The 18,759-nt window shown below is 59.5% G+C and carries 21 protein-coding genes; 8 read left to right on the top strand and 13 right to left on the bottom strand.

Annotated features, from left to right (window positions below; translation table 11 throughout):
* Positions 1-5 precede the first annotated feature (5 nt).
* Positions 6-800: an IclR family transcriptional regulator gene (locus tag ACR0FC_RS04885; RefSeq protein ID WP_367646341.1), complete on the top strand. Its 795-nt coding sequence runs from the start codon at positions 6-8 to the stop codon at positions 798-800.
* Positions 801-804: 4 nt separating this feature from the next.
* Here the strand turns inward: ACR0FC_RS04885 and ACR0FC_RS04880 are convergent, their stop codons facing one another.
* Positions 805-1,410, bottom strand: a complete 606-nt coding sequence (locus ACR0FC_RS04880) for a 2-hydroxychromene-2-carboxylate isomerase (protein WP_093962062.1) — start codon at positions 1,408-1,410, stop codon at positions 805-807.
* Between the two features lie 104 nt (positions 1,411-1,514).
* Here ACR0FC_RS04880 and ACR0FC_RS04875 point away from each other — a divergent pair, with 104 nt between their 5' ends.
* From ACR0FC_RS04875 to ACR0FC_RS04865, 3 genes are read left to right on the top strand one after another with little or no spacing between them, the layout of a single operon-like run.
* A complete protein-coding gene (locus ACR0FC_RS04875; protein ID WP_254920127.1) occupies positions 1,515-1,640 on the top strand; it encodes a hypothetical protein in 126 nt (41 codons plus the stop codon).
* On the top strand, positions 1,630-2,847 hold the full coding sequence (locus tag ACR0FC_RS04870; RefSeq protein WP_170338615.1) for a serine hydrolase domain-containing protein: 1,218 nt from the start codon (positions 1,630-1,632) through the stop codon (positions 2,845-2,847). The genes ACR0FC_RS04875 and ACR0FC_RS04870 overlap by 11 nt, the downstream gene beginning before the upstream one ends.
* Positions 2,848-2,896: 49 nt before the next feature.
* On the top strand, positions 2,897-3,766 hold the full coding sequence (locus ACR0FC_RS04865; protein ID WP_170338613.1) for an acyl-CoA thioesterase: 870 nt from the start codon (positions 2,897-2,899) through the stop codon (positions 3,764-3,766).
* Here ACR0FC_RS04865 and ACR0FC_RS04860 read toward each other — a convergent pair.
* Complete coding sequence (locus tag ACR0FC_RS04860) at positions 3,763-4,530, bottom strand: SDR family oxidoreductase (RefSeq protein ID WP_170338611.1); 768 nt, start codon at positions 4,528-4,530, stop codon at positions 3,763-3,765. The genes ACR0FC_RS04865 and ACR0FC_RS04860 overlap by 4 nt on opposite strands.
* Before the next feature lie 129 nt (positions 4,531-4,659).
* On the bottom strand, positions 4,660-5,889 hold the full coding sequence (locus tag ACR0FC_RS04855; RefSeq protein ID WP_170338609.1) for an acyl-CoA dehydrogenase: 1,230 nt from the start codon (positions 5,887-5,889) through the stop codon (positions 4,660-4,662).
* 96 nt (positions 5,890-5,985) lie between these two features.
* On the opposite strand from ACR0FC_RS04855, the gene ACR0FC_RS04850 reads away from it, so the two are divergent.
* Entirely contained in the window at positions 5,986-6,897 is a 912-nt protein-coding gene (locus ACR0FC_RS04850; protein ID WP_170338607.1) for a LysR family transcriptional regulator, read from the top strand.
* Between the two features lies 1 nt (position 6,898).
* Here the strand turns inward: ACR0FC_RS04850 and phoB are convergent, their stop codons facing one another.
* From phoB to ACR0FC_RS04815, 7 genes are all read right to left on the bottom strand, one after another.
* Positions 6,899-7,588, bottom strand: coding sequence for a phosphate regulon transcriptional regulator PhoB (gene phoB, locus ACR0FC_RS04845; RefSeq protein ID WP_170338605.1), 690 nt, complete (start codon positions 7,586-7,588; stop codon positions 6,899-6,901).
* Positions 7,589-7,600: 12 nt separating this feature from the next.
* Entirely contained in the window at positions 7,601-8,302 is a 702-nt protein-coding gene (phoU, locus tag ACR0FC_RS04840) for a phosphate signaling complex protein PhoU (protein WP_093962068.1), read from the bottom strand.
* A 16-nt stretch (positions 8,303-8,318) separates the two neighbouring features.
* Complete coding sequence (pstB, locus tag ACR0FC_RS04835) at positions 8,319-9,098, bottom strand: phosphate ABC transporter ATP-binding protein PstB (protein WP_093962069.1); 780 nt, start codon at positions 9,096-9,098, stop codon at positions 8,319-8,321.
* A gap of 70 nt (positions 9,099-9,168) precedes the next feature.
* Positions 9,169-10,215, bottom strand: a complete 1,047-nt coding sequence (locus tag ACR0FC_RS04830) for an ATP-binding protein (RefSeq protein WP_170338603.1) — start codon at positions 10,213-10,215, stop codon at positions 9,169-9,171.
* A 16-nt stretch (positions 10,216-10,231) separates the two neighbouring features.
* A complete protein-coding gene (locus ACR0FC_RS04825; protein WP_093962071.1) occupies positions 10,232-10,765 on the bottom strand; it encodes a gamma carbonic anhydrase family protein in 534 nt (177 codons plus the stop codon).
* Positions 10,762-11,403 carry a guanylate kinase gene (gene gmk, locus ACR0FC_RS04820; protein WP_170338600.1) on the bottom strand — a complete coding sequence of 214 codons (642 nt, stop codon included), beginning with the start codon at positions 11,401-11,403 and terminating at the stop codon, positions 10,762-10,764. The genes ACR0FC_RS04825 and gmk overlap by 4 nt, the downstream gene beginning before the upstream one ends.
* Before the next feature lie 15 nt (positions 11,404-11,418).
* Entirely contained in the window at positions 11,419-12,309 is an 891-nt protein-coding gene (locus ACR0FC_RS04815) for a YicC/YloC family endoribonuclease (protein ID WP_170338598.1), read from the bottom strand.
* Between the two features lie 237 nt (positions 12,310-12,546).
* On the opposite strand from ACR0FC_RS04815, the gene ACR0FC_RS04810 reads away from it, so the two are divergent.
* Positions 12,547-13,221, top strand: coding sequence for a PAS domain-containing protein (locus ACR0FC_RS04810; RefSeq protein WP_170338597.1), 675 nt, complete (start codon positions 12,547-12,549; stop codon positions 13,219-13,221).
* A 54-nt stretch (positions 13,222-13,275) separates the two neighbouring features.
* Here the strand turns inward: ACR0FC_RS04810 and ACR0FC_RS04805 are convergent, their stop codons facing one another.
* Positions 13,276-14,646, bottom strand: a complete 1,371-nt coding sequence (locus ACR0FC_RS04805; protein WP_093962074.1) for a class II 3-deoxy-7-phosphoheptulonate synthase — start codon at positions 14,644-14,646, stop codon at positions 13,276-13,278.
* A gap of 169 nt (positions 14,647-14,815) precedes the next feature.
* Between ACR0FC_RS04805 and ACR0FC_RS04800 the strand changes: the two genes are divergently transcribed.
* Positions 14,816-15,820, top strand: a complete 1,005-nt coding sequence (locus ACR0FC_RS04800) for a GlxA family transcriptional regulator (protein WP_170338595.1) — start codon at positions 14,816-14,818, stop codon at positions 15,818-15,820.
* Between the two features lie 3 nt (positions 15,821-15,823).
* Here ACR0FC_RS04800 and ACR0FC_RS04795 read toward each other — a convergent pair whose 3' ends face one another.
* Together ACR0FC_RS04795 and ACR0FC_RS04790 are read right to left on the bottom strand one after the other, a co-directional pair.
* Positions 15,824-16,234 (bottom strand): hypothetical protein, encoded by a 411-nt coding sequence (locus ACR0FC_RS04795; protein WP_170338593.1) that lies wholly within the window; start codon positions 16,232-16,234, stop codon positions 15,824-15,826.
* Positions 16,235-16,266: 32 nt separating this feature from the next.
* Positions 16,267-17,364 (bottom strand): PQQ-dependent sugar dehydrogenase, encoded by a 1,098-nt coding sequence (locus ACR0FC_RS04790; RefSeq protein WP_170338591.1) that lies wholly within the window; start codon positions 17,362-17,364, stop codon positions 16,267-16,269.
* Positions 17,365-17,531: 167 nt separating this feature from the next.
* On the opposite strand from ACR0FC_RS04790, the gene ACR0FC_RS04785 reads away from it, so the two are divergent.
* A complete protein-coding gene (locus tag ACR0FC_RS04785) occupies positions 17,532-18,713 on the top strand; it encodes an ABC transporter substrate-binding protein (protein WP_170338589.1) in 1,182 nt (393 codons plus the stop codon).
* Positions 18,714-18,759 lie beyond the last annotated feature (46 nt).

Below are 18,759 nucleotides of genomic sequence, written 5' to 3'. Positions count from 1 at the left end.
CAGGCGTGGTATCCGAGACATCATCAAGCGCCGACATTGGCAAGGATCGGAACTTCGTCACTGCACTGGCGCGGGGGCTTGAACTGCTGCGGTGCTTTCGCCACGGCGAAACGGCCCTGACCAACACGGATTTTGCCGAACGCACGGGTCTGCCCAAGCCAACGATCTCGCGGTTGACCCATACGCTGTGCCAGCTTGGTTACCTTGTTCAGGATCACGCAGGCGGTTCGTATCGGCTTGGTGTCGGAGTGCTGCGGCTGGGATTTGGAGTTCTGGGAGCGGCTGACATATGCGAACGTGCCGTCGAGGTGCTGAGGGAACTGCGCGATGGCGCCAATCCTTACCTGACGGCCGCCCTCGGCGAAGCGCATCGGGCCGAGGTCGTATACGTCGCGGTCAGCAGGTCGACGCAGAACGTGGCGCTTACCATGCATGTCGGATCCCGGCTGCCGTTGTTCTCCTCGGCCATGGGGCGGGCCATTCTGGTTGGCATGACCGAGGATCAAAGGGAAACCGCGGTTTACGCTGCACGACGCGATCTGAACCTGCCCGAAGGTCACCTGCGCGACTCGATAAAAACCGCGTTGGATGAGTACGATACACAAGGTTATTGTACCGGATATTCTCTGTGGCGGGACGACGTCCATGCCATTTCCGTTCCAGTATCCACCGCCAGCGACGGGCGGGTATTTGGATTGAATATCGGCGGGCCCAGCTTTTACGTGACCCCGGAAGAGCTTGAAAAAGACCACGCGCACAAGCTTATTGATGCTGCCCGGCAATTGGGACTGCGTCCTTGAAACCTCAGTGCAACGCCTCGAGTTCGAGTTCTACGTTGGCCAGGCTGTTCTTACCAAAAAACATCTCGGAACCGACAAACAAGCTAGGCACCCCAAAAACTCCGCGGCGAACGGCCGCCTTTGTCTGATCCTTCAGAGTCTGCTTGCCCAAATCGCCGGTGATCGCCTCGCGGATTTTTCGTACGGGCAGCTCATGTTCTTGAACGATGTCGGTCAATACATTCAGGTCGTCAATCTTCTGCCCGTGCACCCATATTGCATCAAAAACGGCATCTATGTATCTGCCTTCCCAAGGTCTTCCCATCGCCGCGACTGCCCCACGCATGGCGAACTTCGTGTTCAGCGGAAAATAGGGGCTCATATGAAAGATCAGGCCTCGCCGCCGCGCAAAGCGGTGCAGGTCATGGGTCAGATACGCCGATTTCTTCCGATTTTCCGAAAACGCCTGAAATGGGCTCTGGTTGTTGGTGGCCTTGAAAACTGTGCTCAGCAGAACCGGCACATAACGGATCCTGGCCGCGTGCCGCGCGGCGAGATCTGGCAAAACCTTATGAGCGAGGTAAGCGTTTGGGCTGCAAAAGTCGTATACGAATTCCACGTTCTGCGTCATCTGGCACCTCCGGCCGGTGGCGAAATCAGGGGGTAACGGCTGCAAATCACGAATCCAGAACGCCGTCAGTCTAACAGCGTCGTGGGTCGTGGCCGAGAGCGGACTTGCTGATCGCCCGCCCGGCAATTTTTGCCGGCTTTGTTTTTTGGGCTGTTTTTCTCTGCCACGGGGCGGCAGGATTGCGCGTAGGTGAAAGAAAAAACGGGGAAATTTCGGCCAATGCAGTTTGATCGGACGAGGCTGAACCGCATTCAGACATGGATGCAAAGGTATGTGGACGAACGAAAATACCCCGGTTGTGCCTTTCTGTTGAAGCAGCACGGGCGCGAAGAGTTCTTTCACGATTGCGGATTGCGTAGTCTCGAGGGTGATTTGCCGTTCGACCGCCAGACCTTGGTTCGCATCTACTCGATGACCAAGCCAGTAACCACGACAGCGCTGATGATGCTGGTAGAACAAGGTCTAATGCACCTTGAGGCGCCGGTGTCCGAGTTTCTGCCGGAATTCGCCGACATGAAGGCGTTGCGGAAAGACGCGCAATCCATTGATCAAACAGAAGACTCGACGTCGCCGACCCTGCATCAACTGCTGACCCACACCAGCGGGCTAAGCTATCCATTCAACCCGGGCATTCTGCCCGCTGCGATGGATGCTCAGGACCTGATGTTCAAACCGGACCAGGGTCTGCTGGCCGATCAGGTTCGGGCCGTGGCTGCATTGCCGCTGGCGTTTCAACCCGGCAGCCGCTGGGAGTATTCGGTTGGCATCGACGTAATCGGACGCGTGGTCGAAGTGGTGTCCGGCAGGAGTCTGAGCCAATTCTTTGCCGATGAGATCTTTGGCCCGCTTGGGATGGACGAAACCGGGTTTTCGGTTCCCAAAGGGGCAGGGGACCGGTTCGCCTCGCTCTACACACCGCTCGAGGGGGACGCGATGGCCCTGAACGCGGCCAGGTCCGGCGGCGAAACGTTGCGATTGGTGGATCCGGCCGGAAACTCGCCATTCGAAGCGGCCACGCTGTTTTCCGGCGGTGGTGGGCTGGTCAGCACGATCGACGATTTTGCCCGTTTCGCCGAGATGCTACGCGCAAATGGGCAGGTGGGTGATCAACGACTGCTGGGCCCGAGCACAGTGGACTTCATGATGCGCAACCACTTGCCGGGCGACATCGCGTCCATGGGGCCCCAAAGCTTTGCCGAACAGCCAATGGACGGCATGGGGTTCGGGCTTGGCGGCGCTGTGGTTTTGGACCCGGGCCGTGCACGTACCCCCGGATCGGTCGGAGATTTCAGTTGGGGAGGAATGGCGTCGACCTTTTTCTGGGTCGACCAAAAGAACGACCTGTCGGCGGTTTTCTTTACTCAGTTGTCGCCCTCCAGTTCTTACCCGTCACGCTCGGAACTCAAAGCGCTGGTTCACGCCGCCCTCATTGAATGACCCGCGCGGGCCTGCTAGGCCGATCACGAACAGAACCAGAGAGAGTCGAATGACCGAAGCCGAACGCATTCTGTTGGATTTGCTGGACATTGAACGCCTTGAAGTTGACCTGTTCCGAGGCACCGGGTCCGGCGGTGAAACGCCCACGCGGATATTTGGTGGTCAGGTCATCGCACAGGCTTTGGCAGCAGCATACCGAACGGTCGAAAACCGCCTTTGCCATTCGCTGCATGCCTATTTTATCCGTCCGGGAGATCCGGAAATTCCGGTTATCTATCAGGTGGATCGCGCACGGGATGGCGGGTCGTTCACCACACGGCGCGTGGTGGCAATCCAGCACGGCAAGCAGATCCTCAACATGTCGGCCTCGTTCCACATTCAGGATGAAGGCTGGGACCATCAGCACGCGATGCCTGATGTCCCAGCGCCCGAAACGCAACCGTCACGCGATGAATTGCGGCAGAAATACCTGAACCGCGTTCCCGAAAGGCTGCGCGCCGAATTGCTCCGCGAACGCCCGATCGAGGTGCGCGAGATTGATCCCCTGGACATATTTCAGCCCGAGAAAAGCGACGACCGAAACCATCTGTGGTTCCGCATGGGAGCAGCGGAACAGGCTGATCACGTGACCCAACACCTGTTGCTGGCCTATGCCTCGGACATGGCGCTGCTGAGTTCCGGCATGCGTCCGCACGGGTTGAGCTGGTTCACGGGCGAAATCAATGGCGCGAGCCTGGATCACGCGATCTGGTTTCATGCGCCGGTTCAATTCCAGAACTGGCATCTCTATTCCATGGAGTCGCCATGGACAGGGCAGGGACGCAGCTTCAACCGCGGGTCAATCTATACGCAGGATGGTACCTTGGTCGCGTCCGTCGCGCAGGAAGGCCTTCTGCGCCGCGCTCGTAAGAAAGACTAGGTATCGCCTGCAAACTGCTGATTCAACTTGTTCATTCCCGAAATCCAACGGTCGTAATCGGCGGTTTTCAAGCGCATGTAGTCCAGAACCTGCGGGTGCGGCAGAACCAGAAAGCTCTCAGCCCCAATGGCCTCGACACATGCCTGTGCCACGTCCTCGGGTTCAAGCATGCCATCAATCGCGGCTACTGAGTCTTCAAACCCTTTGGTCATTTCCGATCGGACGGCCTGAGGACACAAGACCGAGACCCGGATGCCTTTGTCGGCATAGGTCAAAGCCAGCCATTCCGCGAAACCAACCGCCGCATGTTTGGTGACTCCGTATGGCGCGGCTCCGGGCTGGTTGAGCAGCCCCGCAGCGGAAGCCGTGATCAATATGTAGCCGCCGTCGCGCGCAATCATCCGCGGCACCAGATGGCGGGCCGTCCACACATGAGACATGACGTTGATCTTCCAGATCCTATCCCAATGCGCATCGGGAACATCGAGACCGCCAAGCGTCAGAATGCCGGCGTTGGCACAGAACAGATCAATGGGGCCGATGCTGGATTCAACGCTTTCGATCATTGCCTGGATTTCGTGTTCGTCGGCCACATCGCATTTGACCGAATGCCCGCCAATGTCCTGCGCGACGGCTTCGGCACCGGCTTCATCGATATCCGCACAGATCACACGCGCGCCGTCCGCCGCGAAGCGCGTCGCCATACCTTTGCCGATGCCGTGGGCTGCACCGGTAATAACTACGATTTTGCCTTGAAGGTCCATCAGCGCATCCTGTCTTGGTTTCACACAGGACCGTAACAGGTTGAAATAGCACCGCCAACGCGAACGTAGCGGTGCCAGGCCTTGCACTTTAATTACATAATACCGATTACGCGCACTTTGGGTTGCGGATCAGTAGAATGCTTGCAACCCGGTCTGCGCCCGCCCCAAGATCAACGCATGAACATCATGCGTGCCCTCGTAGGTATTGACGGTCTCAAGGTTGACCATGTGACGAATGACTTGGAACTCCAACGAGATCCCGTTGCCACCATGCATGTCCCGCGCCATCCGCGCGATATCCAACGCCTTGCCGCAATTGTTCCGCTTGATGATCGAGATCATCTCAGGCGCGGCTTCGGCTTTGTCCATCAGCCGTCCGACCGTCAGGCTGGCCTGTAAACCCAACGCGATTTCAGTCTGCATGTCCGCCAGTTTCTTCTGGAATAGCTGTGTCTGCGCCAAAGGACGATTGAACTGCTTTCGATCCAAACCGTACTGACGCGCCGCATGCCAGCAGCATTCTGCAGCCCCCATGACACCCCAACTGATGCCATAGCGCGCTCGATTCAAGCATCCGAATGGCCCTTTCAGGCCCTGGACGTGCGGCAACAAGGCACTGTCGTCGACCTCCACGCCGTCCATAACGATTTCACCGGTGATTGACGCGCGCAGGCTAAGCTTGTTTTGGATCTTTGGCGCGCCCAGACCCTTGGCGCCTTTTTCAAGTACGAAGCCGCGGATCTTTCCGTCATGCGCATCGGACTTGGCCCAGACAACAAACACATCGGCGATTGGCGCGTTTGAAATCCACATTTTGCTGCCGGTCAGACGGTAGCCGCCGTCGATCTTTTCTGCCCGGGTTTTCATACCAGCCGGATCAGATCCCGCATCCGGTTCGGTCAGGCCAAAGCAACCGATCCATTCACCACTGGCCAGTTTCGGCAGGTATTTCCGGCGCTGCTCTTCGCTGCCATAGGCATAGATCGGATACATCACCAGCGAGCTTTGCACCGACATCATCGAGCGATAGCCGGAATCCACACGTTCGACCTCGCGCGCGACGAGACCGTAGGTTACGTAACCGGCGCCAATCCCGCCGTATTCCTCGGGAATGGTGGTGCCCAGCAGGCCCATTTCGCCCATCTCACGGAAGATTTCAGGATCGGTTTCCTCGTTCTGAAACGCCTGAGTTACCCGAGGTTGCAGCTTTTCCTGCGCATACGCACGGGCGCTGTCGGCGATCAGGCGTTCATCCTCGGTCAGTTGATCAGACAGGCGGAACGGATCGTACCAAGTAAAGCGGCCAAGATCGGGCGCATCCTTTGCGCGCAATGCAGGTTTGGTGTCGGGGGCGTTCATCTTCTGGCTCCAAACTGAAGTTCACACGCACCCTACCCTGCAATTTACGCAAAAAACAGCGAGACATTTGCAAGTTTTCATGAGTAAAACGCATAGATGGATACGCCTCGTCGACTCTTTCCGTCAATTTCTTCGCTTCGCGCGCTCGAAGCGTTGGACCGGCTGGGCTCCGCCTCGGCCGCCGCGGAAGAGCTTGCGCTGACCCAGAGCGCCGTCAGCCGGCAACTGCAGACGCTCGAGACCCAGCTGGGCGTGCAGCTCATTCTGCGTGACAAAAAGCGATTGGCGTTGACGCCGGTGGCGCAGGACTATGTCGCGGAAATTCGACAAGGTCTGAACCAAATTGCGCAGGCTTCCCTGAAACTGCACGTCGCGCCAGTGGGTGGAACGCTGAATCTGGCAATCCTGCCGACATTCGGAATGCGTTGGCTGGTGCCACGGCTGCCGGATTTCGCCCGTTTGCATCCTGACATCACGATCAACATGTCCACGCGTCTGAGGCCATTCAACTTCTCATCGGAACCCTTTGATGCCGCGTTACATTTCGGGGAACCGGATTGGCCCGGCACCGAGCGCTTGCTGCTGAAGGTGGAAAGGGTTCTGCCTGTATGTTCCCCCGCGCTGCTGCCAGGAGGCGCGCCGGACGATCCGCGCGAATTGCTGAAACTGCCCCTGCTTCACATCCAGACCCGCCCGCGCGCCTGGCAAGAATGGTTCAAGCAAATGGGTGTTCCGCATTCAGGCGCCCTGCCCGGTACGGTGCACGATCAATTCACGACCATCAATCAAGCCGCCCTGCATGGGCTGGGCGTCGCCTTGCTGCCCAACTACCTGATCGAGCAAGACCTGGCGACCGGCAGGCTTGTTGCGGCCTGCAAGGATCCGGTTGAAACCATGGGGGCCTATTACCTGGTCTGGCCAAGCTCAAAGTCCGAAGATCCGACACTTCGGCACTTCCGTCACTGGTTGGCTTCTCAGGCCCAAAACGACGAAACACTGCCCAGGTAGGCTAATCCAGCGCGTATCCAGCACCTCGAACCGTTCGAAGGGGGTCGGATCCGCCGAATGCCGTCAAAGCCTTGCGCAGTCGACCAATATGGACATCCACGGTGCGGGAATCGACATAGACGTCACGCCCCCAGGCACGGCCCAATAGCTGATCGCGACTGAACACGCGCCCCGGCTTTTCCATGAAGGTGCTCAGCAGCCCGAATTCGGTTGGTCCCATCCGGAGCGGCTTGCCCGCTCGACTGGCCTTGTGGCTTTCGAGGTCCACGATGATGTCGTCGTATTCTAGGGTTTCCGCAGCCGCCGCCGGGCGTACCCGACGCAGTTGAGCTCGGATCCGCGCCATCAACTCCGCCATCGAATACGGTTTGGCCACATAGTCATCGGCCCCCGTCTCCAAACCACGCACTTTGTCCACCTCATCCGACCGCGCCGACAGCATGATGATCGGAATTGCGCGGGTCTGCGGGCGTGCCTTTAGCTGACGACACAACTCAATCCCACTGAGATTGGGCATCATCCAGTCAAGCACGATCAAATCAGGCGCCACCTCTTGGACCAGCACCAGGGCTTCTTCGCCGCTTGCCGCCTGAACCACTTCGTACCCGGCGGACTGCATGTTGTAGGCCAGCACCTCGCGCAGCGCCGGCTCATCATCGACGATCAGGATAGTCGGCTGGCCTGTCGGCATGCCGGCCACTCCCTACAGAGATTGCGAGGTGTTGTCTGCTTTCGGGCGCGCTTCGGTCGGCCGTTCGCCGGTCACCAGATAGATCACCTGTTCGGCGATGGCAGTGACGTGGTCACCCATCCGCTCGATGTTCTTGGCGATGAAATGCAGATGCATGCATGCCGTGATGTTGCGCGGGTCTTCAGCCATGAAGGTCAGCAACTCGCGGAACAGGCCGTTGTACATCTGGTCCACTTCCTGGTCCCGATCGATGACGTCACGGGCCAGCTCAGCATCCCTTTGAATATAGGCATCCAATGCGTCACGCAGCATCCGCTCGACCTCGCGCGCCATGCGGCGCAGTGCGGCGGTGCTGCCGCCGATCTGGTTGGCCTCGACCAGAATGGTGGTACGCTTGGCGATGTTCTTTGCGTAATCGCCGATGCGTTCCAGGTTGGCCGAAACCTTGAGAACCGACAGCACCAACCGCAGGTCGCCGGCGGTGGGAGCCCGCAAAGCGATCACCCGGGCGGTTTCTTCGTTGATCAGGTCCTCGAGCGCATCAATGGCCTTGTCGCCCTGCCGCACCTGCTGCGCCAGTTCCTCATCCCGCGTTTCCAGCGAACGGGCCGCACCTGTGATCGCGGCCTCGACCAGACCACCCATTTTCATGATGTGGGCTTGAACCGCCTCAAGATCGCGGTCGAAGGCAGATGCAATATGTTGTTCGCTCATGGTCTTTTACCTGTTCTCAGCCGATACGGCCGGTGATGTAGCTTTCGGTACGCGGGTCTTCGGGGTTGGTGAAGATTTGGGCGGTATCACCGAACTCGACAAGATTGCCCAAGTGAAAAAACGCCGTTTTCTGGCTGACGCGCGCCGCCTGTTGCATCGAGTGGGTGACAATCACGACCGAAAACCTCTCACGCAGTTCATCAATCAGCTCTTCGACCTGGGCGGTGGCAATCGGGTCCAGCGCCGAACAGGGCTCGTCCATCAACAGAACTTCGGGAGCTGTGGCGATGGCGCGGGCGATACACAGGCGCTGTTGTTGCCCCCCTGACAAACCAGTACCAGGGGCATCCAGGCGATCCTTCACCTCGTCCCAGATGGCACCGCGGCGTAGGGATTTCTCGACGATCTCGTCAAGTTCGGCCTTGGTCTTGGCCAGACCATGAATGCGCGGGCCGTATGCGATGTTGTCATAGATCGACTTTGGAAAAGGGTTGGGTTTCTGAAACACCATGCCGACCTTGGCGCGCAGTTGCACGGGGTCGATCCGCTTGTCATAGATGTCTTCCCCATCCAGGCGGATTTCACCTTCGACCCGACAGATGTCGATGGTGTCGTTCATCCGGTTCAGACATCGCAAAAAGGTAGACTTGCCGCACCCCGAGGGCCCAATGAACGCCGTGACGGTCTTGTCCTGGATTTCTACATTCACGTCCTTGATGGCGTGCGTGTCACCATAGAACACGTTCACGTTCCTGGCTGAGACCTTGAGGGTTTCGGGTTCCAATGCGCTATCCACGGGTGGCGGGTCCTTCGTTTTTTGGTCCGAGTGCTCGGCTTGGCCGTTCCTAGCCTATCACGCGCCGGTCTTACATGGGCAAAATGACGGTGAACACCGCGCCCTTTCCCAAATCACTTTCCACCCGCAACCGGCCGCGGTGGCGGTTGATGATGTGCTTGACGATAGCCAGGCCCAGCCCCGTACCCCCCAGTTCGCGCGAGCGATGGCTGTCGGCGCGGTAAAACCGTTCGGTAAGCCGGGGCAGATGAACCGGGTCAATGCCCGGCCCCTTGTCGATGACCCTCACCCGGGCGGCCGCCCCCCGGATGGCGGTATCCTGATCAGAGACCGACACTTGCACATCCACACTGCCACCGCTGCCACCATATTTGATTGCGTTTTCAACAAGGTTTGTGAAAACCTGCCGCAACTGGTCATTGTCGCCCGGAAGGCGAACGGGGTTATCCGGGGCGCTCAGGGTCAGGGAAACACCCGCGTCATCAGCCAAGGGGCGTAGCGTCTCGAGCGTCACGTGCAGCAGCTCGATCAGTTCGATCTGCTGCCTTGGCCGAATGCGCTCTTCGCTTTCGACCCGATTCAACGACAACAGGTCACCAACCAGACGATTCATCCGGTTGGCCTCGGATGTCATGATCTTCAGGAATCTGTCCCGGGCGGCCGCGTCATCCTTCGCTGGTCCTTGCAAGGTCTCGATGAATCCCATCAGAGCGGTCAGTGGGGTACGAAGTTCGTGGCTGACATTGGCAACGAAGTCACGACGCATCTGGCTGGCCTGCTCGAGGTGGGTCACATCCATGAACGTTGCCAGAACCGCGCCACCGGAAACCGCGCCGACGCCCTGCATGTACCGACAGTGGACCTGAAACGCAGTGTCCTGTGCGCCGTCGTTCGCCAGATGCCGGCTGTTGGCCGGCCCCTTGCTTCGCAAGCTCTTCTCCATCGCTTCGATGACCTGCGGCTGTCGCAGGATCGTCGCAAAATGGCGACCGTCGATGTTTCGACCCAACAGCGCACGCGCATCCGCGTTCGAAGCGATGATCCGCTCGGTCTGATCGACCATCAATGCGGGCATCGGCAAGGCAGAGACGACTTCGGCAAGCAATTCGTTGCTCATGACCGGTTCACAGGACCTATGCGCCGGGCGAAACGGGCGCCAGCGTTTCCCGGAACTTGCGCATGTTCTCTTGATAGTGGAGCGCGCTGAACGTGATCCGCTGAGCCGCCGCCTCGTCCAGTTGCCGGACCACCTTGCCCGGGGCTCCCATCACCAGCGAGTTGTCGGGGATCTCCTTGCCTTCCGTGATCAGGGCCCCTGCCCCGATCAGGCAGTTCCGGCCGATCTTCGCGCCGTTCAAAACGATGGCCCCCATACCAATCAGGCTGTTGTCACCGATGGTGCAGCCATGCAGCATCACTTTGTGGCCGATGGTGCAGTTCTTTCCGATCGTCAGAGGAAATCCGGCGTCGATATGCATCACGCAGTTCTCCTGAACGTTGCTGCCCTCGCCCACGCGGATTTCTTCGTGATCGGCGCGGATCGTGCACCCGAACCAAACAGATGCACCTTGCTCCAGGACAACTTTGCCGATCAGGTTCGCGTCCGGCGCAACCCAGCTGTCTTCGTGAATCTGCGGGACGTCCTGTCCCAATGCGTAAATGGTCATGACATGCTCTCGAATTCGTATTGCAGGGCGCGGACGTGATCCTGCAACCGAGGCTGCTGAATACGGCGCATCCGCTCGGCGCTGACGATCGTCTTCAGCTTTTCCTCGGTTGTGGCCAGATCGTCATTGATCAACACATAGTCGTAGTAGCCCCAATGGCTGATTTCGTCCCAGCTTTTCATCATGCGCTTGGAAATGACGTCGGCGCTGTCCTGACCGCGGGTTTCAAGCCGGCGGCGCAGCTCTTTGATCGATGGCGGTAGAATGAAAATGGACAACGCATGTTTGCCCAGCTCGGAATTCCGTATCTGCACTTCACCCTGCCAGTCCACGTCAAAAAGCACGTCCCGCCCGCTCTGGATCGCTTCGCGCACTGGACCAGCTGGTGAGCCGTAGAAATTGCCGAACACGTGGGCATGCTCAAGCATCTGCCCATTTGATACCTGCTGGCGGAAATCATCTTCGCTGAGAAAATAGTATTCGCGTCCATGTTCCTCACCCGGGCGCGGGGCGCGTGTGGTGGCCGAGATCGAAAATTCGAGATCGGTGTCCCACTCCATCAGGCGACGGGCCAAAGTGGATTTTCCGGCACCCGAGGGCGACGACAGGATGATGAGTAGACCGCGGCGATCCGCCATTACACTTTTCCTTGCTTATTCAACATTTTGCACCTGCTCTCTCAACTGGTCGATCACCGCCTTCAACTCCAGACCGACCGATGTCAGTTCCGAGTTCTGGGATTTGGAGCACAGCGTGTTGGCCTCGCGGTTGAACTCCTGCATCAGGAAATCCAGCTTGCGGCCGACCGGGGCCTCCTGCTCCAGCAGAGCGCGCGCGGCTACGACATGCGCGGCCAGGCGGTCCAGTTCTTCGGTGATGTCCGCCTTGACCGCGATCAGGGCCAACTCCTGCGCCACCCGGTCAGGATCAGCGCCCTGACTGTTTTCCATGACCCGCGCGAGGTTCTGGCGCAGAGTGTCGGCCATGGCTTCCTTGCGCCGCTCGGCCAGCTCGGTGGCCTGCTCGGTCAGGGTCTGGATCTGATCCAACTGGGCAGACAGGACGGAAGCCAGGGCTTGCCCCTCATCCCGGCGCATTGTCACAAACTCGGCCAGCAGACTGCCAAATTCGGATTTCAACGCCTCGACCAGCGGAGCGGGATCGTCGTCTTCGGCTGCTGCGTCCAGCATCCCCTTGAGCATCAGCAGATCGCTGGCTTTTGACGGTGCAAGCGCGACGCCCTTGTTGACCGCCAATTCCTCGGCTTGCGCCAACGCATCCAGCGCGGCGCTCATTGCGCCTTCGTTCAGCTTCAGTTCCGCGGCGGTTTCTTCGCGGGCGACGCGCAGGCTCAGCGTCACGTTGCCCCGGCTGATCTGTTTGGACATATCCGCGCGCAGCGCAGCCTCAAGTCCCGTCAGCCAGTCCGGCACCCGCAACCGCATGTCCAGACCCTTGCCGTTGACACTGCGCAGTTCCCAGCTCCAGCTGTGCGGCCCCAATGCGCCCTTTCCGGATGCAAAACCGGTCATGGATTTGATCATGCCTGCCCTTTCCCACTGCTGCGCAGCCTTGTTCTGCTGCACCTAAAGCTATCGTACCCCATAGGGCAAGACCTTGCCGGATGTGCAATTCATCGCAAGAAGTTAACCATTCCTTAAAGATTTGGTCCAAAATTGAATAAACCCGTGTCAATCTGTCAGTCGAAGGATGGGTCGGCCGCTATCGCTTTGCATGGCGCACGGACCGGATGGCCGCCAATCGACACGAGGTGCATGGTAATGAAAACCTTCCTCTGGAATGGTTCCGGGTCGAAAGCTGGAAAGATCATCGCAATGGATCGCTTTGACAGTGGGCGCAGTCTGTCCCCCATCCGTCAGGCTGAGGCGTATTGGACCGCGCTGCTGAGCGGCGACGGCGTTCCCAAGCGTTCCCAGATCGACCCACGCGGCCTCGAAAACATTCTGGAATACACATTCATTCTGGAACGCATCGCGCCCGGCCTCGCCCGGTTTCGACTGGCGGGAAGCCATCTGAACAAGATCGCGGGGATGGAGGTGCGCGGAATGCCTCTGACCGCCTTCTTTGATCCCAGCGCCCGTGATCAGGTGTCAGAGACACTGGAAGAGGTGTTCGCCGCTCCGGCGATCGGTGAGTTCAGCCTTGTTTCAAAAGGCAAGCTCGGCCGGACGCGGCTGCAGGCCCGCATGATCCTGTTGCCCCTCAGAAGCGATCTGGGGGATGTCAGCCGGGTGCTGGGTGTGATGGTCAGCGATGGCACGATCGGCGCTACTCCGCGCCGGTTCGGAATCGCGGACACTCGAATCCGCACGCTGGTGAACATTCAGGATCAGGCCCACAACAGCCGGCCTGTCGAGGTGGGTTTTGCCGAGGATCAGGCCGATTTCCAGAGACCGGCGAAACACCTGCGGCTGGTATTCTCTCGCGACGAGTAAAAAGCAGAACGGCGGACCCGAGGGCCCGCCGTTTGCGTTTCAATCCGACATGCCTCAGCTTGCCGCGCGGTCCTTTCGGTCACGGCGCAGGTTGGTCAGCTCTTCAGCCACCAGGAACGCCAGCTCCAGCGATTGCGATGCGTTCAGGCGCGGGTCGCAGGCGGTGTGGTAGCGGTCCGACAGGTCCTCTTCGCTGACGGCGCGGACGCCGCCGGTGCATTCGGTCACGTCCAGACCTGTCATCTCGAAATGCACGCCGCCGGGGATCGTGCCCTCGGCCTGATGCACGCCGAAGAAATCCCGCACCTCGCGCAGGACCGATTCGAACGGACGGGTCTTGTAGCCGGTGGCCGACTTGATCGTGTTCCCGTGCATCGGGTCGCAGACCCAGGTCACCTTGGCGCCCTCTTCCTTGACGGCCTTGATCAGGCGCGGCAGGTGCTCGCCCGCCTTGCCCGCGCCGAAGCGCGCGATCAGGGTCAGACGGCCTTCTTCGTTGTCCGGGTTCAGCTTGGACATCAGAACCTTGAGGTCTTCGGCCGTTGTCGTCGGGCCGCATTTCAGACCGATCGGGTTCAGCACGCCCCGGCAGAATTCGACATGCGCGCCGTCGGGCTGACGGGTGCGATCGCCGATCCAGATCATGTGGCCCGAGCCGGCCAGCCATTTGCCCGAAGTCGAATCCAGTCGCGTCAGCGCCTCCTCATATTCCAGCAACAGACCTTCGTGGCTGGTGTAGAACTCGACGGTCGAGAATTCATGGGTGGTATCTGCGGTGATGCCAGCGGCCTCCATGAAGTCGATCGTGTCCTGAATGCGGTCGGCGATCTCGGAATACTTCTGGACGTCCTGTTCGTTGGTAAAGCCCAAGGTCCAGGAATGCACACGGCTCATGTCCGCGAAACCGCCGGTCGAGAACGCGCGCAGCAGGTTCAGAGTGGCTGCAGCCTGGGTATAGGCCTGCAGCATCTTTTCCGGGTTCGGGATACGCGCCTCGGGCGTGAAGGCCAGCTCGTTGATGATGTCACCACGGTAGCTTGGCAATTCTACGCCATCGACCACTTCGGTCGGCGCGCTGCGCGGCTTGGCGAACTGGCCGGCCATACGGCCCACCTTGACCACCGGAACCTTGGCACCATAGGTCAGAACCATCGCCATCTGCAGCATCACCTTGAAGGTGTCGCGGATCGCATCGGCGCTGAACTGGTCGAAGCTTTCGGCGCAGTCCCCACCCTGCAGCAGGAAGGCCTCGCCACGGCCGGCCGCGCCCAAGTGCTGTTTCAGACGCCGGGCCTCGCCCGCAAAAACCAGCGGGGGATACTGCGAAAGCTTGGCCTCGACTTTGGCCAGCGCGGCCGCGTCGGTATAGTCTGGCATCTGAACCCGCGGCTTGCTGCGCCAGTTCGTTTTTTGCCACTCGGTCATAGCTTTGATCTCCGCTGAGGTAATTCAGGTGGTCTCTATACAAAATCCATAGACCAGAGACCATATCCGATTTGCGCCTCTTGACGTCGGAAACAAGCTTTGAGCATGGTGTCGGTCAAATTCGCCGCAGGCCTCGGGCCTCGGCCCGCCGAATCAAGGACAGTTCGCCATGCAAGAGCAACGCCAAGTTGTCACTGTGGACAAGCGCGCGGCCAAGCCGCTCAATTTCGTATTCGTGTTGCTCGACAAGTTTTCGTTGCTGTCTTTTGCCTCGGCACTGGACAGCCTTCGGATTGCCAATCGGATGGCGGATCAGCAGATCTATACCTGGTCGCTGGCCGGTGAAGGCGGAGAGGTGGTCAGCTGCTCGGCCGGGACGACGTTCGAGCTTGACCGCGACCTGGACGAACTGCAGCGGGACGAGGTGATCCTTGTATGTGGCGGCGTCGATGTTCAGGCGGCGACCACCAAAAAGGTTCTGAACTGGCTGCGCCGCGAGGCCCGCAAAGGTCTGAAGATCGGTGGCTTGTGCACAGCCGCCTATACCCTTGCCAAAGCCGGCCTGCTGGACGGCAAACGCGCCACCATCCACTGGGAAAACGCCGACAGCTTTGCGGAAGAGTTCGAAAACGTCGAACTGACGAAATCCGTCTTTCTGATCGACGGCAACCGGATGACAACGGCTGGTGGCACCTCGTCAATCGACCTGATGCTGAAGCTGATTGCCGATGACTACGGTGAAGAGTTGGCTAACGCCGTAGCTGACCAGATGATCTATTCCTCTATCCGCACCGATCAGGACACCCAGCGCCTTTCGACGCCCACGCGGATCGGTGTGCGCCACCCCAAGCTGAGCCAGGTCATCCTGATGATGGAGAAGAACATCGAGGAGCCGATTTCGCCCTCGATCCTGGCCAAGGATGTTGGCATGTCGACCCGCCAGCTCGAGCGGCTGTTCCGCCGGTATCTGAGCCGTTCGCCCAAGCGCTATTACATGGAATTGCGGCTGCACAAGGCGCGCAACCTGCTGATGCAGACCGACATGAGCGTGATCAACGTGGCCTTGGCCTGCGGTTTTGCCAGCCCCAGCCATTTCTCGAAATGCTACCGCGCGCATTACAACACCACGCCCTATCGCGAGCGTGGAACGCAGAGTGGACGGCTGTCGGTCTGACACCTAGAACTTCGCCAGAATGGACTCGGCGCTGGTGTTGATGCTGAACTGCAGAACCATCACGCCGTCGTCGCGTTGGTGCAGAAGAGCGTAATAGTAGAGATAGCTGTTCTTGTCGTTCCAGTAGATCCGCATTTCCTGCGCGAACCCGTTCTCAAGCTCGACCCGTTTGGCAACGTCGGCATTGGTCAGGTAGTACGGAACAAGGTCACGTAGCTGCCCTTGCAGGACTTGCATCTGCTGCGGCGTGTATTCGTCGGCGCCGCCCAACCGGTTGATGACGTTCGAGAACTCGCGGTTCTTGATCTTGGTGTCGACGAAGGCTTCGTAATCGGCATAGGTCGCAAAGACCTCGTCGGCCGCGGCGGGAAGTGTCGAAAGGGACAAAAATATTGCTGCGAGAATGCGGAACATCTCAATCCTCTTAGAAGTGTATCGCTGCACTCCTAGGACGAACGGGAAATCCTGTAAACCGCACCCTGCCCGACCGAGATGAACCAGATCGCCCCATCCGGGGCCTGCACGATGTCACGGACCCGTTCGGTCTCGGGGCCTTTGATCTGCTCGACCTCGCGCAACGGGTTGCCGGACAGCCGTGCGATATAGTCGAATTTCAGCGAACCCACGAAGATGTCACCCTGCCATTCGGGAAACATCCCGCCGGAATAGACCATCAAGCCCGACGGCGCGATGGACGGATCCCAATACAAGCGCGGCTGTTCCATTCCGGCCTTGCTGGTGCCTTCGCCGATCTTCTCTCCGGAATAATGCGTCCCGTAGGAAATGACCGGCCAACCGTAGTTGGCGCCGGGTTTCACAAGGTTCACTTCGTCCCCGCCCTTGGCGCCATGTTCCGAGACCCACAACCGGCCACTCGTATCAATATCAGCGCCTTGCGGATTGCGATGACCAAAGGACCAGATCTCGGGGCGGATGCCTTCTTGCGCGACAAACGGATTATCCGCCGGGATCGAGCCATCGCGGTTGATCCGAATAACCGTCCCCATGTGGTTCGAGCGGTCCTGTGCGGTCGGCCTGTCGCCACGATCCCCCAAAGTGATGAACAGCGTCCCGTCCTGCGCCTCGACCACGCGCGATCCGAAATGCCGGCCACCCGAGCCGCCGGGAACCGCTTCGAATATCACCTTCAGGTTGGTCAGCCGCTTGCCGTTCTCGGACAGGCGCGCCACGGCAACCGCCGTACCGGCCCCGCCGCTCTGTGGCTTCGAGAATGTGAGAAACACCTCTCTGGTGCGGTCAAAATCGCGGGCGATGGTTACGTCCAGCAGACCGCCCTGCCCTTGCGCCGCGACTTTCGGAACGCCCCGTACCTTGGTGGCCTTGCCGTCACGCGCCAAAAGCAACTGGCCGTCGCGCTCGGTAACCAAAAAACTGCCATCAGGCAGCAGGCCGATCGCCCAGGGCGTATCGAGGCCGGCAAGCATGGTCGTCACCGAGACCTCGCCTGCGGATGTCTTCAATGACTCGCCCGACGCGACGCTGCCGCAAATCATCAGAATGAGAATCGTGAAAACCCTGATCATATCTATCGCTCCAATCCCGGTCAGAATGAGCCGCCCGGGAACCAAACCTTAGAAAACAAATAGAGTTGTTCAGCCAAAAGACACATTCCTGTTTGGACTTTTCTTTTCTGAACAGCTTGCCTAGGGTCTTGCTCAGAACGCATACGTTCCAACAAGGGAGTAACCTAATGAAAAAGCTGCTTACTGCGACTGCAGCAACCGCATTGCTGGCTGGTGCCGCAATGGCCGAAGACGTCAAACTGGGCGTTCTGTTCGGATTTACCGGGCCGATTGAATCGCTGGCCCCGGCAATGGGTTCGGGCGCCGAACTGGCGATGGCCGAAGTGACCGAATCCGGCAAGCTGCTGGGCGGCGCCACCGTCACCCCGTCGCGTGCCGATACCGGCTGCATCGACAACGGTCTGGCCACCTCGAACGGCGAACGCATGATCGCCGATGGCGTTGCCGGCATCATCGGCGGCGACTGCTCGGGTGTGACTGGCGCAATCCTGCAGAACGTCGCTATTCCGAATGGCATGGTCATGATCTCGCCGTCGGCGACCTCGCCCGGCCTGTCGACGATGGAAGACAACGGCCTGTTCTTCCGCACCGCCCCGTCGGATGCGCGTGAAGGTCAGGTTATGGCCGACATTCTGAAAGACCGCGGCATCAACTCGATCGCTCTGACCTATACCAACAACGACTACGGCAAAGGTCTGGCCGACGCGATCCAGTCGTCGTTCGAGGCCGTGGGCGGCGAAGTGACCATCGTTGCAGCACATGAAGACGGCAAAGCGGACTATTCGGCCGAAGTCGGCGCGCTGGCCTCGGCCGGCGGTGACATCCTCGTGGTTGCCGGTTACCTGGATCAGGGTGGTCTGGGCATCATCCAGTCCGCTCTGGACAGCGGCGCGTTCGACACGTTCGGTCTGCCGGGCGGCATGATCGGTGACTCGCTGCCTGCGAATGTCGGCCCCGATCTGGACGGCTCGTTTGGTCAGATCGCCGGTTCCGGCGGTGAAGGCGCCGAGAAATATTTCGCGATGGCCGAAGCCGCGGGCTTTGACGGCTCGTCGCCCTACTCGCCCGAAAGCTATGACGCTGCCGCGCTGTTCATGCTGGCCATGCAGGCCGCAGGGTCGGCCGATCCGGCCCAGTACGGTGGCAAGATCCTGGATGTGGCCAACGCCCCCGGCGAGAAGATCTATCCGGGTGAACTGGCCAAGGGTCTGGAACTGCTGGCCGCTGGTCAGGACATCGACTATGTCGGCGCTTCGGGTGTCGAACTGATCGGTCCGGGCGAAAGCGCTGGGTCCTACCGCGAGATCGAAGTGAAAGACGGCAAGAACGAGACCGTCAAGTTCCGTTGATCCGTCAGCTGACCGCATGATACCAAGCAGCCCGGGCCTTGTGCCC

It is taken from the genome of Ruegeria sp. BB9, assembly GCF_056539345.1.
This window is presented reverse-complemented; position numbering and strand designations above follow the sequence as displayed.

Bases quoted from the DNA above. Each gene is read 5' to 3' on its own strand.
- ACR0FC_RS04880 (WP_093962062.1), bottom strand. From the start codon at position 1,410: ATGACGCAGAACGTGGAATTCGTATACGACTTTTGCAGCCCAAACGCT.
- ACR0FC_RS04870 (WP_170338615.1), top strand. From the start codon at position 1,630: ATGCAGTTTGATCGGACGAGGCTGAACCGCATTCAGACATGGATGCAA.
- ACR0FC_RS04865 (WP_170338613.1), top strand. From the start codon at position 2,897: ATGACCGAAGCCGAACGCATTCTGTTGGATTTGCTGGACATTGAACGC.
- ACR0FC_RS04860 (WP_170338611.1), bottom strand. From the start codon at position 4,530: ATGGACCTTCAAGGCAAAATCGTAGTTATTACCGGTGCAGCCCACGGC.
- ACR0FC_RS04855 (WP_170338609.1), bottom strand. From the start codon at position 5,889: ATGAACGCCCCCGACACCAAACCTGCATTGCGCGCAAAGGATGCGCCC.
- ACR0FC_RS04850 (WP_170338607.1), top strand. From the start codon at position 5,986: ATGGATACGCCTCGTCGACTCTTTCCGTCAATTTCTTCGCTTCGCGCG.
- phoB (WP_170338605.1), bottom strand. From the start codon at position 7,588: ATGCCGACAGGCCAGCCGACTATCCTGATCGTCGATGATGAGCCGGCG.
- phoU (WP_093962068.1), bottom strand. From the start codon at position 8,302: ATGAGCGAACAACATATTGCATCTGCCTTCGACCGCGATCTTGAGGCG.
- ACR0FC_RS04830 (WP_170338603.1), bottom strand. From the start codon at position 10,215: ATGAGCAACGAATTGCTTGCCGAAGTCGTCTCTGCCTTGCCGATGCCC.
- ACR0FC_RS04825 (WP_093962071.1), bottom strand. From the start codon at position 10,765: ATGACCATTTACGCATTGGGACAGGACGTCCCGCAGATTCACGAAGAC.
- gmk (WP_170338600.1), bottom strand. From the start codon at position 11,403: ATGGCGGATCGCCGCGGTCTACTCATCATCCTGTCGTCGCCCTCGGGT.
- ACR0FC_RS04815 (WP_170338598.1), bottom strand. From the start codon at position 12,309: ATGATCAAATCCATGACCGGTTTTGCATCCGGAAAGGGCGCATTGGGG.
- ACR0FC_RS04810 (WP_170338597.1), top strand. From the start codon at position 12,547: ATGAAAACCTTCCTCTGGAATGGTTCCGGGTCGAAAGCTGGAAAGATC.
- ACR0FC_RS04805 (WP_093962074.1), bottom strand. From the start codon at position 14,646: ATGACCGAGTGGCAAAAAACGAACTGGCGCAGCAAGCCGCGGGTTCAG.
- ACR0FC_RS04800 (WP_170338595.1), top strand. From the start codon at position 14,816: ATGCAAGAGCAACGCCAAGTTGTCACTGTGGACAAGCGCGCGGCCAAG.
- ACR0FC_RS04795 (WP_170338593.1), bottom strand. From the start codon at position 16,234: ATGTTCCGCATTCTCGCAGCAATATTTTTGTCCCTTTCGACACTTCCC.
- ACR0FC_RS04790 (WP_170338591.1), bottom strand. From the start codon at position 17,364: ATGATCAGGGTTTTCACGATTCTCATTCTGATGATTTGCGGCAGCGTC.
- ACR0FC_RS04785 (WP_170338589.1), top strand. From the start codon at position 17,532: ATGAAAAAGCTGCTTACTGCGACTGCAGCAACCGCATTGCTGGCTGGT.